Annotated in this window: 12 protein-coding genes; 5 read left to right on the top strand and 7 right to left on the bottom strand. The window is 61.2% G+C overall.

What is annotated here, in order from left to right:
- Positions 1-95: 95 nt before the first annotated feature.
- Both A0W34_RS05380 and A0W34_RS05385 read left to right on the top strand, forming a co-directional pair.
- Positions 96-1,451 carry an acetyl-CoA C-acetyltransferase gene (locus tag A0W34_RS05380; protein WP_003945465.1) on the top strand — a complete coding sequence of 452 codons (1,356 nt, stop codon included), beginning with the start codon at positions 96-98 and terminating at the stop codon, positions 1,449-1,451.
- A gap of 294 nt (positions 1,452-1,745) precedes the next feature.
- Positions 1,746-3,968, top strand: a complete 2,223-nt coding sequence (locus A0W34_RS05385) for a VanW family protein (RefSeq protein ID WP_081557431.1) — start codon at positions 1,746-1,748, stop codon at positions 3,966-3,968.
- Positions 3,969-3,972: 4 nt separating this feature from the next.
- Here A0W34_RS05385 and A0W34_RS05390 read toward each other — a convergent pair whose 3' ends face one another.
- The 3 genes from A0W34_RS05390 to A0W34_RS05400 all read right to left on the bottom strand — a co-directional run bounded on the left by A0W34_RS05390 (position 3,973) and on the right by A0W34_RS05400 (position 5,772).
- Complete coding sequence (locus A0W34_RS05390) at positions 3,973-4,956, bottom strand: LLM class F420-dependent oxidoreductase (RefSeq protein WP_172403486.1); 984 nt, start codon at positions 4,954-4,956, stop codon at positions 3,973-3,975.
- Positions 4,957-5,041: 85 nt separating this feature from the next.
- Entirely contained in the window at positions 5,042-5,530 is a 489-nt protein-coding gene (locus tag A0W34_RS05395; RefSeq protein WP_050655513.1) for a hypothetical protein, read from the bottom strand.
- Entirely contained in the window at positions 5,527-5,772 is a 246-nt protein-coding gene (locus A0W34_RS05400; protein ID WP_007734566.1) for a helix-turn-helix transcriptional regulator, read from the bottom strand. Before A0W34_RS05400 ends, A0W34_RS05395 begins: the two co-directional genes overlap by 4 nt.
- A gap of 65 nt (positions 5,773-5,837) precedes the next feature.
- Here A0W34_RS05400 and A0W34_RS05405 point away from each other — a divergent pair, with 65 nt between their 5' ends.
- Positions 5,838-6,416 carry a nucleotidyltransferase family protein gene (locus tag A0W34_RS05405; RefSeq protein WP_063314946.1) on the top strand — a complete coding sequence of 193 codons (579 nt, stop codon included), beginning with the start codon at positions 5,838-5,840 and terminating at the stop codon, positions 6,414-6,416.
- A gap of 877 nt (positions 6,417-7,293) precedes the next feature.
- Positions 7,294-7,830, top strand: a complete 537-nt coding sequence (locus A0W34_RS05410) for a hypothetical protein (protein WP_054781872.1) — start codon at positions 7,294-7,296, stop codon at positions 7,828-7,830.
- Between the two features lie 1,434 nt (positions 7,831-9,264).
- On the opposite strand, the gene A0W34_RS05415 is transcribed toward A0W34_RS05410, so the two are convergent.
- Both A0W34_RS05415 and A0W34_RS05420 read right to left on the bottom strand, forming a co-directional pair.
- Positions 9,265-11,277 (bottom strand): YhgE/Pip domain-containing protein, encoded by a 2,013-nt coding sequence (locus A0W34_RS05415; RefSeq protein WP_081557432.1) that lies wholly within the window; start codon positions 11,275-11,277, stop codon positions 9,265-9,267.
- A 5-nt stretch (positions 11,278-11,282) separates the two neighbouring features.
- Positions 11,283-12,005 (bottom strand): ATP-binding cassette domain-containing protein, encoded by a 723-nt coding sequence (locus A0W34_RS05420; protein ID WP_081557433.1) that lies wholly within the window; start codon positions 12,003-12,005, stop codon positions 11,283-11,285.
- Positions 12,006-12,184: 179 nt separating this feature from the next.
- Here A0W34_RS05420 and A0W34_RS05425 point away from each other — a divergent pair, with 179 nt between their 5' ends.
- Positions 12,185-12,817 carry a hypothetical protein gene (locus A0W34_RS05425; RefSeq protein ID WP_230359540.1) on the top strand — a complete coding sequence of 211 codons (633 nt, stop codon included), beginning with the start codon at positions 12,185-12,187 and terminating at the stop codon, positions 12,815-12,817.
- Between the two features lie 85 nt (positions 12,818-12,902).
- On the opposite strand, the gene A0W34_RS05430 is transcribed toward A0W34_RS05425, so the two are convergent.
- A complete protein-coding gene (locus A0W34_RS05430; RefSeq protein ID WP_007734578.1) occupies positions 12,903-14,738 on the bottom strand; it encodes an acyl-CoA dehydrogenase in 1,836 nt (611 codons plus the stop codon).
- 89 nt (positions 14,739-14,827) lie between these two features.
- Positions 14,828-15,460 carry a class I SAM-dependent methyltransferase gene (locus A0W34_RS05435; RefSeq protein WP_058039137.1) on the bottom strand — a complete coding sequence of 211 codons (633 nt, stop codon included), beginning with the start codon at positions 15,458-15,460 and terminating at the stop codon, positions 14,828-14,830.

Here is a 15,460-nt window from a genome sequence, read left to right on the forward strand (position 1 = left end):
ACCGGGCAATCGAAAGAATGCGGCGATAGACAAGTAACTTACTACTGAGTAAGAATAGTCTTCAACAGGTAATCGCACCATCCTTGGAGACGCAAGTGACAAGCAAAGCCCGTTCAAATGCAAAGCCCGCCGCACCGCGCACTGCACCGGCCGCAGCCGCTGCAAATTCTGCAGGTCAGCGCCGTCCGGTTGCGATCGTCGGCGGAAATCGCATTCCGTTCGCACGCTCGGACAAGGCGTACGCACAGGCGTCCAACCAGGACATGTTCACTGCGACGCTCGACGGTCTGGTGAGCCGATTCAATCTGCAGGGCGAGAAGCTCGGCATGGTCGTCGGCGGTGCGGTGCTCAAGCACAGCCGTGATTTCAATCTCATTCGCGAGTCCGTTCTCGGCAGCGCGCTGAGCCCGTACACGTCGGCGTACGACCTTCAGCAGGCGTGTGGCACGGGACTGCAGTCGATCATCGCCGTCGGCGACGCCATTTCGGCCGGCCGCATCGATTCGGGCATCGGCGGCGGCACGGACACCACGTCCGACGCCCCGATCGGCGTCAACGATCAGGCGCGCGAGTTCCTGCTCTCCCTCAATCGCGCGAAGTCCACGGGCGACCGCATCAAGCTGCTCGGCAACGTCCGTGCGGGCATGCTCGGCCTGGAAATTCCGCGCAACGGCGAGCCTCGCACCGGCAAGTCGATGGGTGACCACGCTGCGATCACCGCCAAGGAATTCGGCATCAAGCGCGAGGACCAGGACGAACTTGCCGCTGCCAGCCACAAGAACATGGCAGCTGCCTACGACCGCGGTTTCTTCGACGACCTCGTCACCCCGTTCCTCGGCCTGACCCGCGACGACAACCTCCGTCCCGGTTCGACCGTCGAGAAGCTGTCGACGCTCAAGCCCGTCTTCGGTACCAAGCTCGGCGACGCGACGATGACGGCAGGCAACTCGACGCCGCTCACCGACGGCGCTTCTGCAGTGCTCCTCTCCACCGACGAGTGGGCAGCCGAGCGCAATCTTCCGGTTCTGGCGCACCTCGTCGATTCCGAAACCGCTGCCGTCGACTACGTCCACGGCAAAGACGGGTTGCTCATGGCTCCCACGTACGCGATCCCGCGTTTGCTGGCCCGCAACGGTCTGACCTTGCAGGACTTCGATTACTACGAGATCCACGAAGCCTTCGCTTCGGTGGTTCTGGCAACCCTGCAGGCCTTCGAGTCGGACGAGTACTGCAAGGAACGCCTCGGCCTCGACGGCGCATTGGGATCGATCGACCGAAGCAAGCTCAATGTCAACGGATCGTCCTTGGCTGCAGGTCACCCGTTCGCGGCAACCGGCGGACGTATTGTGGCTTCCCTCGCAAAGATGCTCGCGGAGAAGGGTTCGGGCCGCGGCCTGATCTCGATCTGTGCGGCCGGTGGCCAGGGTGTCACGGCGATCATCGAGCGGTAACCGCTCCACAATCTCCCCATGCGACTGAAAACTGCGCTCACCTGCAGTGATCGTCGCGAGGGGATGCGTAATCGGGGATCCGGCCACGAGGGGTGGCCGGATCCCCGAACTCTTTGCAAACTTTTTCGCGCAGGCGTGTAACGCTGCAGAATAGCTACCGATATTCATGACAGCCCCGTGTTGCTGCCTGACCCCCGACCTGGCAGCAGCGCGGGGCTCTCGTATGTCCGGATATCCTGTATTGAGTTGTCGGTGAGCGCCGCAGCGACGGTTGATGCAGCGAGGAGCCAACAGGTGAGTGACGAAGAGGGTCCGTCCGTCGAGAAGACGAACAGCGAGGACTCGTCCCTCCCGGAACAGGAACTCGAGTCGGTCGAGGAACCTCAGGCGGTCGAAGAGACCGAGTCGGTCGAGGAACCCCAGTCGGTCGAGGAACCCGAGGCCCCTGAGGACACTGAGGCTGTTGTCGAGGCTGAATCAGTAGAACCTGAACCAGCCGAAGCACCAAGGCCTGTCGACGAAGAAGCAAGCGATTCCACGGAAGCGACAGTCGACGAATCGGCAAACGAGGTCACCACCGTCATCCCTGTCGTCCCAGCGGAGGACGCACCGCCGACGGAAGTGGTCGACTCGGCTCCGGCGACAGAAGCCATCGACGAGCAGACAGAGCAGTTCGAGCCCCCGGCAGTGGTGGTTCCCCCGAAGCCGCCGCGTCCCGAGTTCGTGCAGCAGTACGACACCCAGCAACTCGAACCCATCCAGCAGCAGTACGAGCCTGTTGTCCGAGAACCAGAGGTAGTTGCACCCCCGGCGCCGCAACAACCGGTGGCGCCCGCTTCGCAGTCTTCCCGCAAGTGGGTCAAACCGGCGATAGCAGTCGGCGCCATCTTTGCCGTCGCAGCGATTGCCTACGGAGTGGACATCTTCACCTCGTCCGGGAAGACACCACGCGGCACTCAGGTCGCCGGGGTGGACATCGGTGATCTCACGCCCGCCGACGCGGAAGCCACGCTGCGCGCCCAACTCGGCCCGAGGCTCGTCGAACCGGTAGCGGTACATGCAGGCGGCGTCGACTCCGAGATCGTTCCCGCGTCTGCGGGTGTGGACGTCGACTGGTCGGCGACGCTGTCGGGCGTGAACGCTCAGCCCATCAACCCGATCACCCGCATCACGTCGTTCTTCGGCTCCCGCGAGGTGCCCGTGGTGTCGGCAATCGACCAGGGTGCGTTGGATGCGTCGATGGCGCAGCTCGCGGCGAACAGCGATCGTGCGCCCGTCGAAGGTGCAGTCGTGTTCGAGAACGGGAAGGCGACTGGTGTTTCGCCCGCTGCCGGTCAGGCGCTCGAAACGCAGCAGGCGGGTTCGACCTTCGCCGCTGAATGGTCCGATGGTGGCGTCGTCGATCTTCCGGTCGACGAGGTTCCGGTGACGGTCACTCAGGCCGGTGTCGATCGTGCGCTGCAGGAGATCGCTATTCCAGCTGTCTCGGGTGACGTAGTGGTCAACGGCCGTGACGGCAAGGTCGCGACACTCGGCGTCGATCAGATCGGCGAGGTTCTGACCTTCACACCCGACGGCTCGGGTGGGCTGACTCCGCAGTACAACACGGATGCTGCGATCAAGATTCTGACTCCGCAGTTGGCGTCGACGGAAGTACAACCCAAGGACGCGTCGTTCACCTTCGCCGGTGGCAAACCGTCGGTTGTGCCCGGTGTCGTCGGTGATCTGATCAACTGGCCGGACACGGTCAAGGAACTTCCGGTTCTGTTGGGCAGCACGGCTTCTCGGGCAACGCCCGCCGTGTACGGACCGGTCCCGCCGGCGTTGACCACCGAAGCCGCGGAGGCCCTCGGCATCAACGAGGTGATCGGCGAATTCACTACCGGTGGTTTCGAATACGCGTCTGGTGTGAACATCGGCCTGGCCGCGTCGGAGATCGACGGGGCCGTGATCAAGCCCGGTGACACGTTCTCGCTCAACGAGTACACGGGCCCGCGCGGTGCGGCGCAGGGATACATCGAGTCGGGGATCATCAACAACGGTCGCCCGGACAAGGCTGTCGGCGGCGGTATCAGCCAGCTCGCGACGACGCTCTACAACGCGACGTATTTCGCAGGTATGGAGGACGTCGCGCACACCGAGCACAGTTACTACATCTCGCGGTACCCCGAGGCTCGTGAGGCGACCATCTTCGATGGTGCGATCGACCTGCAGTTCCGTAATCCGGCGAAGACCGGCGTGATGATCGAGACGATTGCGACGTCGTCGAACATCACCGTTCGGATCTGGGGAACCAAAACTGTCGATGTCACGTCGACGACCGGCCCGCGGACGTCGCCGACGTCGCCGAACACCGTGACCTTGCCGGAGGGGCCTGGCTGTGTGGCTTCGAGCGGTGCGCCCGGGTTCACGGTCAGCGACACTCGCGTGATCACCGACCACGCGAGTGGCGCCGAGATTTCCTCGAACACCCGGACCGTCAAGTACGACCCGGTGCCGATCGTGAAGTGCGAGTAGGGAACTACTTGCCGACGAGTGGGGCGAGGGTGCGGCCCGCGAGGTCGACGATGCCTGGCTCTTCGCCGTTCGTGATCAGGTTGATCACGACGCCGTCGATGCCGTGGTCGAGGATGCGCGTCTGGACCTGCTCGGCTACGTCGTCCGGGCTGCCGACGAAATGGCGTTCGGTGGCCTTGGCGACCACGTCTTCCGGCGCGGTGGTGATGTCGAGGCCACGCTCCGCGAGAAATGTTCGCTGATGCGCGCGAGCCTTGTCGCCGTCCTCGTCGATCATCATGAACGTCAGGAAGCTGGTTTCGAGGGTTGCGGGATCGCGACCGGCTTCGTCGCAGCGTGCCGCAAGTGCTTCCATCTTGCGGGGCAGTTCCGACGGGTCGCAGATGATGTTGAGGTGATCCGCGAAGCGAGCGGCGAGGCCGAACGTTTTCTTCTCACCGCCACCGCCGAGCAGGATCGGTAGGTCGTCGCGGACGCGAGGCTCGTTGATGGCGTCCTCGACGTGGTACCACTTGCCGTCGAAGGTGGGGCGATCACCGCGGAGCATCGGCGCGATGATCTGCAGTGCTTCGTCGAGTTTCTGGAAGCGCTCGGTGAACGTTCCGAACTCGTATCCGAACGAATTGTGTTCGAGTTCGAACCAGCCGGCGCCGATGCCCAGGATGGCCCGACCGCCGCTCACCACGTCGAGGGTGGTGACGGTCTTGGCGAGCATGGGCGGATTGCGGTAGGTGTTTCCCGTGACCAGTGCAGACAACTGGATGGTCTCGGTGGCCGTCGCCAGCGCGGAGAGCGCCGAGTAGGCCTCGAGCATCGGGGCGTCCGGCGCTCCGATTCCGGGGAGTTGGTAGAAGTGATCCATCACGAATGCAGTGTCGAAGCCTGCGGCTTCGGCTTCGCGGGCCTGCGCTATGACGGTGGGGAAGAGGTCCTTGACCGGACCGCCGTAGCTGAAGTTGGGCATCTGGTATCCGAGGCGAGTGCTCACCGTTTCGACGTTACTCGCGATCGGTTGACCTGGCACGATTTTACCAACTCTATGGATTCCGTTGTGCTGGGCAGACTTCCGGAATTCAGAGAAGTTCTTCGGCCGCTTCGCGTCGCTTGGCGCGCTGCTGGTGAAGTTTGACGATTGCGATTGCGACGCCACCGCCGATGATGGCGCCTACCAGCGCGCCGACCCAGGTTGACGATTCTTCGTACGAATCGAATTCGAGACGGGCCATGATTCCGACAGCGGCCACGAGGTAGAGCGCGATGCTGATCACCACGCGAGGACGGCCGTAGGTGGACAACACGTACACATCGACGTCGCGACGCTTCGCATAGATGATCGTGATCAACGAGCCGAACAACGCAACGATCAGCAGCGCGAGCGAGATCCACGCCCCTGTTCGGCCGGCGACCCAGGGCAGAATCGCCGAGCTGACGAATATTGCCCAGAAGACACTCTGGAGTCCCACCGCCGAGGCTTCGTTCCAGACGTCGCGCTGACGCTCGTCCTTGTAGAAGTCGTCGTCCAGATCGCCGACGAACCGCATTGCCTTCATCATGGTGCTCATGCCGTCTCCTCTGGAATTTCTGTGGTGAGTTCCGATTCGGGTAGGGGAAAGAGCGCTTCGACGGTGGTCCCCAGTGCCAGTGCCAGGCGTAGTGCCAGGTAGACACTCGGTGCATAGTCGCCGCGTTCGACGGAGACGATGCTCTGTCTGCTCACCTGACCTGCCGTGGCCAGTTGCGCCTGGGTGAGGCCGGCGAGGCGTCGGTGCTCCCGCACGTTGTTGTCGCCGGCCTTTCCAGTCATGCAAAAAGTAAAGAATACTTGTCACTAGATGTCAAGTTTGCTTGTCATATGAGAGGCTGAAGAGCATGCGTGAACGATTTCTCGAGATCGCCCTGGCCAATCCGGTGGTCGCAACGATCGTGGATCGGGCACCGAAGCTGGGATTGCCGGAGTGGTACCTGACGGCGGGTGGGCTCTTCCAAACCGTCTGGAATCACATCGACGGCCGTGACCTCGGCGCCGGAATCAAGGACTACGACCTCTTCTACTTCGACGCCGGCGATCTGAGCTACGACGCGGAGGACCGTGTGATTCGTTCGGCGGCAGAACTGTTCGCCGATGTCGATGCCGATGTCGAAGTACGCAACGAAGCCCGCGTGCACCTGTGGTACGAGCAACATTTCGGGATTCCCGGCGTTCCGTTCACCAGTTGCCGCGACGCTATCGACCACTTCGCTTCCACAACTTGCTGTTTCGGGATCACCAAGGGATCAGACGGCACCGTCGACGTGTATGCCCCGCATGGCTACGACGACCTTTTCGACATGATCGTCCGCCCCAACCCGGTACTGGCGCCGAGAGAGGTGTACGAGGCCAAGGCGGCACGGTGGCGCAGGGAATGGCCCGCGCTGACCGTGGAGCCTTGGCCGGAGAACCTGACCTAGACTTCGATCGGCGGATGCAGCCTGTCCATGGTCCATTGCCGATTTCGGCGTGAGAGGCGTGTCTTCCCTGGTCGCAGTGCGTCCGCCACGGCCACGAACTGTGGCCGATCCGTGTCGACCCTGCTGTCTCGTCCGTCCGTGCATGGAGACAACCGGCCGGATTCAACGCATCCAGCTGTAGTTCTGGTAGTTGAACCCCCGCAAGACCTTGCGCCTTTCGGAATCGTCTGCGCTAATTTCACGAACTTTCAGTGTGCTGCGACGTTCATCCATGATTGTCTGGGTCCCCTCATGGTGAAAATCTCTTCCGATATTTGGTGGATTGTTTCTAATACTTTACGTCTAATTCTTTAGTGCTAATAAGGTTTCTCCAATGTGAATAGCAATCATCACTAACAAATGAACATTCTACGGTGAAAGTGTGGTTTGTCTATGTGACTTTTCGTGCAACGTGCGATATATCGGAATATTTTCTGCTCGACGACTGTCGTGGCTTTTCAAACTTCTCGACTATTTGGATTGTCGGTTTAAACGCTTTGCATTCGATGCTCGAAATTTCATTGAGAAAAATATCGAGGTTGGACGAAAAATTTCTAGAACCTGTTCCCGGATGGACGAAATGTGAGTACAGTGACTCACGTCACCAGAGCTTCGGGTCCTGTTCAATGCGAGCTCTCACCAGGGCATTCCCTTTTAGGGAAAGCTGTAGCCCTGCGAGCAGGGCCATAAATGCGAAGTTGGCGATAGCCCCGAAGATAGCAGGTCGGTTGGTGATAAGAGATGGTCAGAACAGATCGGGTTGGAGCGTTAAGGACTCCGCGCTCTCGCCTATGAATTGAACGCCTGGGGTCTATCAATTCAACCGAAGGAAGAACTCGTGAAGTTGACTGCCAAGAATTCCGTCAGAGGTGTCCTGCTCGGTACCGCAGCCGGTGCGATGGTGCTCGCCGGAACCGGTATTGCATCCGCTGCCACCGTCGGCGCTGCTGGCTCCGCCGTAACTCTTTCCGCATCCTCTGCGTATCAGGTATGTGGCAATTTCTACGTCGGCCCGGACGCCCACGTGGCGGGCGTGCCTTCTGGTGCCAAAGCGGTAGTGGGCGCCCAGGTCACTGGCAAGCTATACAGCTCATCCTCCAGCACGACTCCGATCACGACCTTCACCGCCACAACGAATGCCGCGGGTGGATGGTGCATGCAGGGTGACTCGGCGATGGCTAGCACCGTGACGAGCGGTGGTGAGGTCAGGATGTCCACCGACACTCCGACCGTGTTGGACGGCACAACAACTCGCACAGGGCAGTGGTCGGGCGGCGGGGCGGACGCCGTCATCGATGCAGGGGAGTTCCTCCTCCATGGCAATGCGTTCATCTTTTCGGATAGGGCCTCGAAGGTGAACTTCTACTACCAGTAAGTCGATCGGCTGCAAGGTTGATCGTAAGAACCTGGACGGGTTGGAGTGCGGGTCTCCGTGCTCCAACCCGTTCGCCGTATGACGCCGTGTTGCGAGTTCGGGTGTGTGTTTCGGCAATTGTGACAATGGGCGCGGGTGTCGCCAGGGAGATGGCGAATGCTGCTTCGGCTGTGACGAATGCAGGCCTGTCTCTGCGGCTTTGTCTCGCAGCCTGCTCGATGTAATTCGGTCGTCCGGCACGGATTGGACGGCATCGGTATCGTCTCGAAGTCATGGCTTATGGGCAATCGCCGTAAGGTTGGCTCGCAATCAATTCTTGTGCCACTGAATAGTGTTCGTGAAGCCGTGATCGGGAAGTTGGCTGCGCGACCTGAATCCGTGATTCGGGTGGCTTTCTGATCCTGCAAGCGGTTCCATCTCGCTTTCGGTGCAAAATTTCTAGTCCTAAAGATTTAATGAACCGAACTATAGTACTAGGACTTTAGTGCTAACTAAATGAATTCCATCTATGGCAAGAAAAATTCCTAGAACGAGTTCCTAATTTGCAAATTTTGGGTACAGTTGTCGGCACCACGAGGAGTTGCGGGCTTCCCCAAAACCTCGCTTGGCAACCACTGTTGTGCCGGATAAACCGACCTGGCCCCGCGCCACAGTCAGAGCAATTACCTACTGGAAACGGAGTAACAAATGTTAGGTCAGTTCATGGCCCTCCTGCGGGCATTTATCCCGTCCTTTGCAACATCGTTAGGCGACGGGCTTGATGGATTGAACGCCATCTCGCTCGACATGTCCGCGAGTGGAGGAGAGGGCTGATGGGATCCGTGCAGCAAGGTACCGCGTCGCTGGGGCAGACCGTAGAACAGATGCTTCCGATGTTATTTACATATCTGATGGATATCCCGCTCCAACTGTCATTCGGTTACCCCCGGTGACCCTGTTCAATCTGAGGAGAAACTAGATGTCGCTCAACGCAATGAGCACGGACCTGGCTGAACTTGCAACCATGACGTTCTACGCCCTTAGGTTTCCGCTTCAACAATTCCTTGTCGGACTCTCGTAAAGAAGGGTGAACTCATGTCGTCTGATTTCTGGACCGGAAGTGTCAAGAACACGCTAGCGTTTTACGGGCTGACGTTGGTCGGGTTGTGGACCGCATCAATGGAAGGCGGCGGGTGGGCAAGCCTCGATCGATGAGCGCGAAATAGAATATTCGACGTGAGCTGATCGGCAGCTCCGACGATATCTGAGATAGCCGAATGCAGACCCTGTCGTAAAGGTTCCTGGCAGGGTCTGCATCACGTGCGAGGCAGCTTCAAAACATGATCGTCCGCCCCTCCCGGTGCTGGCGCCGAGAGAGGTTTACGAGGCCAAGGCGGCACGGTGGCGCAGGGAATGGCCTGCGCTGACCGTGGAGCCTTGGCCGGAGACCCTGACCTAGACTTCGATCGGCGGATGCAGCCTGTCCATGGTCCATTGCCGATTTCGGCGTGCAGCAAGTGAACTGGCGCCGAGTGAGGCGACGAGAAGGCCGCCGAGGACGGCGATCGAGACCCACAGTCTCGAGTCGATACCGCCGACGGTGAGTTGTCGTAGCCCGTTCACCGCGTAGGTCATCGGGTCGAAGGGGTGGATGATCTGGAACGGTTTCGCGGTGGTTTCGACGGGATAGATGCCGCCGGCCGAAACCAGTTGCAGCATCAGGAACGCCAGGGTGATGACGCGTCCGACGGAGACTCCGAAGATGGCGTTGAATGCCTGGATCAACGCCATGTACGTGGCAGTGATGAGCATCAGGAATCCGACGGTGCCGAGGGCGTGTGTGGGGTGCAGGCCGACGGCGAAGTGCACGACCAGGTACATCACGATCACCTGGCAGATGCCGATGAGCAATGCCGGCCAGTACGAGGCGAGGACCACTCGCAGCGCGCCGAGTCCGTTTGCGATGGGCCGGTTCTGGAGCGGCTTGAGCAGCATCCAGGTGATGATGCCGCCCACGAACAGCGCGAGAGGCAGGAAGAACGGAGCAAAACCGGTTCCGAACGTGCTTGCCCGGTTCTCGTACGTCTCCTGTAGTTCGACCGGGCTGGAGAGGGTTTGAGCGGTTGCGGTTCGCTGCTGATCGCTCCAACTGGGGACCTGACCGGCGCCCTCGGTGAGTTTGGTCGCGAGTTCGGCAGACCCGGCACGGAGTTGCTCGGTGCCGTCTGCGAGTTTGGCTGCACCATCGGAGAGTTGAACGCTTCCGTCGGTGAGTTGAACCAGTCCACTACTGAGGGTTTGAGCGCCGTCGTTGACTTGCTGACCGCCGTCACGCAGCTGTACCAGGCCGTTGCGGAGTTCACCACCGCCGTTGGCCGCGGCGCTGAGCCCGGCTCGGAAGGTGCTCGACGGATCGTCGAGTTGGTAGGCGAGTTGTTGTGCACCGCTCTTGAGTTCGCCCAGTTGGCCCATGGTCGCTTCACCGAAACCCTGAGTGCGCAGCATGTCCTGGGCAGGCTCGAGGGCATTGGCGATCTGTTGGCTGACGGGATCCGGGTTCAGTCGAAGGCTGGCCACTGCCTGCCCGACCAGCTGTGCGACGTCTGCTTGTGTGTTCCCGAGGACACTCAGTTGGTCGACGACCTGGGTGACGCCACCACTGAGTTGGCTTGCGCCGTCGCCAAGTTGGACGGCTCCGAGATCGAGCTGCCCCAGACCGTCGGTCAGTGCGAGGACGCCGTCCGTGGCGGTGTTGATACCGGTCGAGAGTTGCGCTGTACCGCCGGCAAGAGTGGCTGCACCGTCACGTGCGGTAACCATGTTGTCGGCCAGAGTTTTCGAGCCCGACGCCAATTCGCCGGCTCCGGCGTTGGCAGTGTTCACTCCGGCCGAGAGCTGGAGCGCTCCGTCGGCGGCCTGCTTCAAACCAGCACCCGCATCGGTCAATCCGACCAGAACTGTTTCGACGGACTGCGCGCCGATCTTGTCGCTGACCTGACTGAGGACCTGCTGGGCGGCGTTTTGGCCGATGATGGTGCCGAGGTAGTTGTTGACGTCGTTGAAGGTGAACTGCAACTGAGCTTTGTGGGGGTCCTTGGTCGTCGGGGAGGCGACGGCCTCGCTGAAATTCTCAGGCAATGTGAGAGAGAAGTAGTACGTGCCGTCCGAGACTCCCTGAGCGGCTTCCTGCTGCGAGACCAGGTGGAGATCGAGCTCACCGGAATCGAGCAGCGCTTGGCTTACCTCGTCGCCCGCGTTGAGCTCCTGACCCTGCACCATCGCGCCGCGGTCGGTATTGACCAGCGCGACGGGGACCTTGTTGACCTCACCGAACGGATTCCAGAATGCCCACAGGTACATCGCGCCGTACAGCAGTGGCATCAAGATGATGGTGACGAGTGCGATCCTGGGCATCGCGCCGCGGGAGAACCGCTTGAGTTCGGTTCCGAGAGACATTCCAGCGAGCATCGCGGTTACCTCGCCCCTTCTTGGTCGGGATTGGTGACTTCTTGGAGCAGGGTGACGGCATCGATGGGTGATCCGTCTGGCAGCGGGTTGACGGTCGACGCGATGATGGTCTGGTAGCTCCCCATCTCGACGAGTCGCTCGACGAGGTATGCGCGTTCGGAGTCGCGCCGCACCTGTTCGAGATCGTCGACGACAAGCAGGGCCGGCTTTTTCGTGTTCGCGACGGCGATACGCAGCAGGATCGCCTCGAGTTCCCCGAGATCGCTGACGTACCGGCCGAGCGCAGGTAACGGATGATCGCCGAAGACGGGAGCGCACACCGCTTCGAGTTCGCGGTCTCCGGCGCGTCCGATGAGCTTGTACCAGGGCGCATCCCAGCGAATTTGTTCGGTGATCAGATCGCGGACGGTGACGGATTCGGCAAGCTCGTCGATGTCCTCGAACCCGGCGACCCCGGCGATCTCGAAGATCTCGCGGGGACGCGTTCGACCGAAGACGGTCAGTGAGCCGGAACTGGCTTTCATTCGTCCGCTGAGTGTCAGAAGTAAGGACGTACGTCCTGAACCGGCCGAGCCTTCGAGGATGGTCACACCGCCCGCACGAATCTCGAGATTGACGGGTCCGAACACCGGCCCCCATGGGCCGTCGAGCGCCAAGTCCGTGGCGGTCAATGCCAGGTCAGGGGCGTAATCGGGTTGTGCGTGCTCTGGTGCGACCACGATGATCACCTGTCTGTTGATCTACTCGGCCTGCGAAAGAACCGAGTGCTGGTTCAGTGGACGTTCGTGCTCACCCAATCACATCGGTAGCGGGCGAGCGGTCCCATGAATGGGATGTGTCGGACACGTTCGACAACTTGAAGACCGAACGGTATGTATTCTGTTGGAAACGGAACGGGGGAGTCGAGGTGCCGGTTCGTAGACGCGGTATGTGTGCGTTACTGGTCATGGCCACCCTGTCGGTTGTCTCCTGTGCCGGCGAGCGCGAGTCGCCCCCGTTCGTGTCGAGCGAGAGGCTTTTCGAGTTCACCGGTCGCAATGTCGGACCCGTGACCGTTCCGCCCTTGCCTTCCGATCGGCACGAGTCCGAAGCAGCGCCGTACGGAGCCATCACCCTGTCCGGTGGGTGGAGCGGCGCAGCCAATGTCTCGCTGCCCGGATCCGTCACGTGTTTCGAGCACAACTGGGCGGATTCGCTGCCCGCCGGTCACCGCCAGTGGGCCTACGAGGTGCACACCAGTTCCTTTTACGAGTACGACGGCGGCGGCGAGTATCCGGGACGTGATTTCCAGTTGCAGGTCTACGTGAACGAAAAACCGGAACCAGGTCAGCACGGGTCGGCGATCATGAAGTTCTCGGATCAGAGCGGACAGTTCGTGTCCTTCGGGGGCGGTGACGACAAGTCCATCGAAATCGTCAGTTCTCCGGACCGCAGGCGCGTGGCGCTTTCCCTGGTGGGAAGGGCGGCACGGCCCGGCGAACAACCGACGACGTCCGTACTGTCCGCACAGATCAGTTGTCCGACCGTCGAGCGCAGATGACCTCGGATTCCATGGACTGCTGAGCATGAAAATGCCGGCCCCGAAACGTTCTCGGGACCGGCACTTTTCATGAATCAGGAACGAATCAGAATGCTGCTTCGTCGATCTCCATGATGTCGTTCTCGGTGTTCGCGATGATCTCGCGTGAAGCGGTGAGCTCGGGCAGGACGTTCTTGGCGAAGAAGGAAGCGATGGCGACCTTGCCCTCGTAGAAGCCCTTGTCCTTGTCGGAAGCGCCGTTGTCGAGTGCTGCGAGAGCGATCTCGGACTGGCGGAGCAGCTGCCAGCCGATGAGCAGGTCGCCGACGGACATCAGGAAGCGGACGGAGCCGAGGCCGACCTTGTACAGCTCGGTGGGCTGCTCCTGAGCTCCCATGAGGAAGCCGGTGAGCGTGGCGGCCATGGCCTGGACGTCTTCGAGTGCGGTGGCGAGCAGTGCGCGCTCCGCCTTCAGACGACCGTTGCCGGCTTCGCTGTCGATGAAGGTCTTGATCTGTCCGGCAACGTGAGCGAGCGCGACGCCGCGGTCACGAGCGATCTTGCGGAAGAAGAAGTCCTGAGCCTGGATGGCCGTCGTGCCTTCGTACAGCGAGTCGATCTTGGAGTCGCGGATGTACTGCTCGATCGGGTAGTCCTGCAGGAAGCCGGAGCCACCGAGGGTCTGCAGGCTGTCCGTCAGGTACTGGTACGCACGCTCGGAGCCGACGCCCTTGACGATCGGGAGCAGCAGGTCGTTGACGCGGAACGCGGTGTCCTTGTCTGCGCCCGAGACGAGCTGGGCGACAACCTCGTCCTGGTGAGCTGCGGTGTAGAGGTACACCGCGCGCAGGCCTTCGGCGTATGCCTTCTGCATTGCCAGGCTACGACGCACGTCGGGGTGGTGCGTGATGGTCACGCGCGGTGCTGCCTTGTTGGTCATCTGGGTCAGGTCTGCGCCCTGCACGCGCTGCTTGGCGTAATCGAGAGCGTTGAGGTAACCGGTGGAGAGGGTGGCGATTGCCTTGGTGCCGACCATCATTCGAGCGTGCTCGATGACGTCGAACATCTGGGCGATGCCGTTGTGGACCTCGCCGACCAGCCAGCCCTGTGCGGGGATGCCGTGGCCGCCGAAGGTGACCTCACACGTGGCGGAGACCTTCAGGCCCATCTTGTGCTCGACGTTGGTGACGAAGACACCGTTACGCTCGCCGAACTCTTCGGTCTCGAAGTTGAAGTGCGTCTTCGGGACGAAGAACAGGCTCAGGCCCTTGGTGCCCGGTCCGGCGCCTTCGGGGCGAGCGAGAACGAGGTGGAAGATGTTCTCGAACAGGTCGTCCGAGTCGGCCGAGGTGATGAAGCGCTTGACGCCCTCGATGTGCCAGGAGCCGTCGTCCTGCTTGATCGCCTTGGTGCGTCCGGCACCGACGTCGGAGCCGGCGTCGGGCTCGGTGAGGACCATCGTGGCGCCCCATCCGCGTTCGACGATGGTGGCTGCCCACTTCTTCTGCTCTTCGGTGCCGTTGTTGAACAGCACGTCCGCGAAGGCGGGTCCGGCCTGGTACATGTGCGCTGCAGGCTGTGCGCCCAGGATCAGCTCACCGATGGCCCACACGACGGAGCGGGGAACCGGCACGCCGCCGACCTCTTCGCTCAATCCCATGCGGTACCACTCGGCGTCCCACAGAGCCTTGAACGACTTCTTGAAGGATTCCGGAAGTGCAACGGTGTGCGTCTCGGGATCGAAGACAGGGGGGTTGCGGTCCGCATCGGCGAAAGATTCGCCAAGCGGTCCCTCGGCCAGGCGTGCGACCTCTGCCAGCATGTTGCGGACAGTGTCGGCATCCAGGTCGCCCCAAGCGCCTTCGCTCAGTGGCTTCTCCAGTCCGAGAACCTCGAAGAGGTTGAACTCCAGGTCCCGAACGTTGCTCTTGTAATGGCCCATGTCTTCTGCTTCTCCCAGTGAGGTGGTGCGGTCCAGCACTCCTAGTACCGCCCGAAGTTTATTACTCGTCGGTAACTTAATACATGTTACTAGCCGTTCTTTGCATTGCCAACACCGGATTTGCGTCCGATGACAAGCGCGTCGACCGCGATTCCCGTTTCGGTGTGCCTGTGGGGATTTCCGGCGATCTCGAACTCGAGCTTTCCGCGGAACTCCTGCATCAATTCTTCTGGTGTGTAAAGGATTTCGGGATCTTGTGGCCCGCCGACGCCGTAGTCGATGTTGCTTCGGTCGTGACCCAAAATCATGAGGATTCCGTCAGGTTTCAGAGAATTTATGGCACGGTTCACAACCAGGGTGCGTTGTGGTGCGGGCAGATGAAGGTAAAGAAGCAGGGCCAAGTCGTATCCCTGCTCGTTCCTCGAGGCGTAATCCGCGACGGTGACGTCGCCGCATCGGTAGTCGAGCCGGTCGAGAACCGATCGGGGTGAGCGGGCCGCGATCGTGCGGGCTTTCTCGATCGCGACGGCCGAGTAGTCGATGCCGGTGACCTCCCAACCGCGGGTCGCGAGCCACAACGCGTTACGGCCCTCGCCGCACGCCAGGTCCAGTGCCTGGCCGTGGGGGAGGGCCGTCGCGTATTCCACCAGCAGTTCGTTGGGAGGAGCGCCCCAGACGAGCTCGGTTTCTTCGTACTTCTTGTCCCAGGCCGCCGCATCCAT

Source organism: Rhodococcus sp. BH4 (genome assembly GCF_002079265.1).
GTDB lineage: Bacteria > Actinomycetota > Actinomycetes > Mycobacteriales > Mycobacteriaceae > Rhodococcus_F > Rhodococcus_F qingshengii.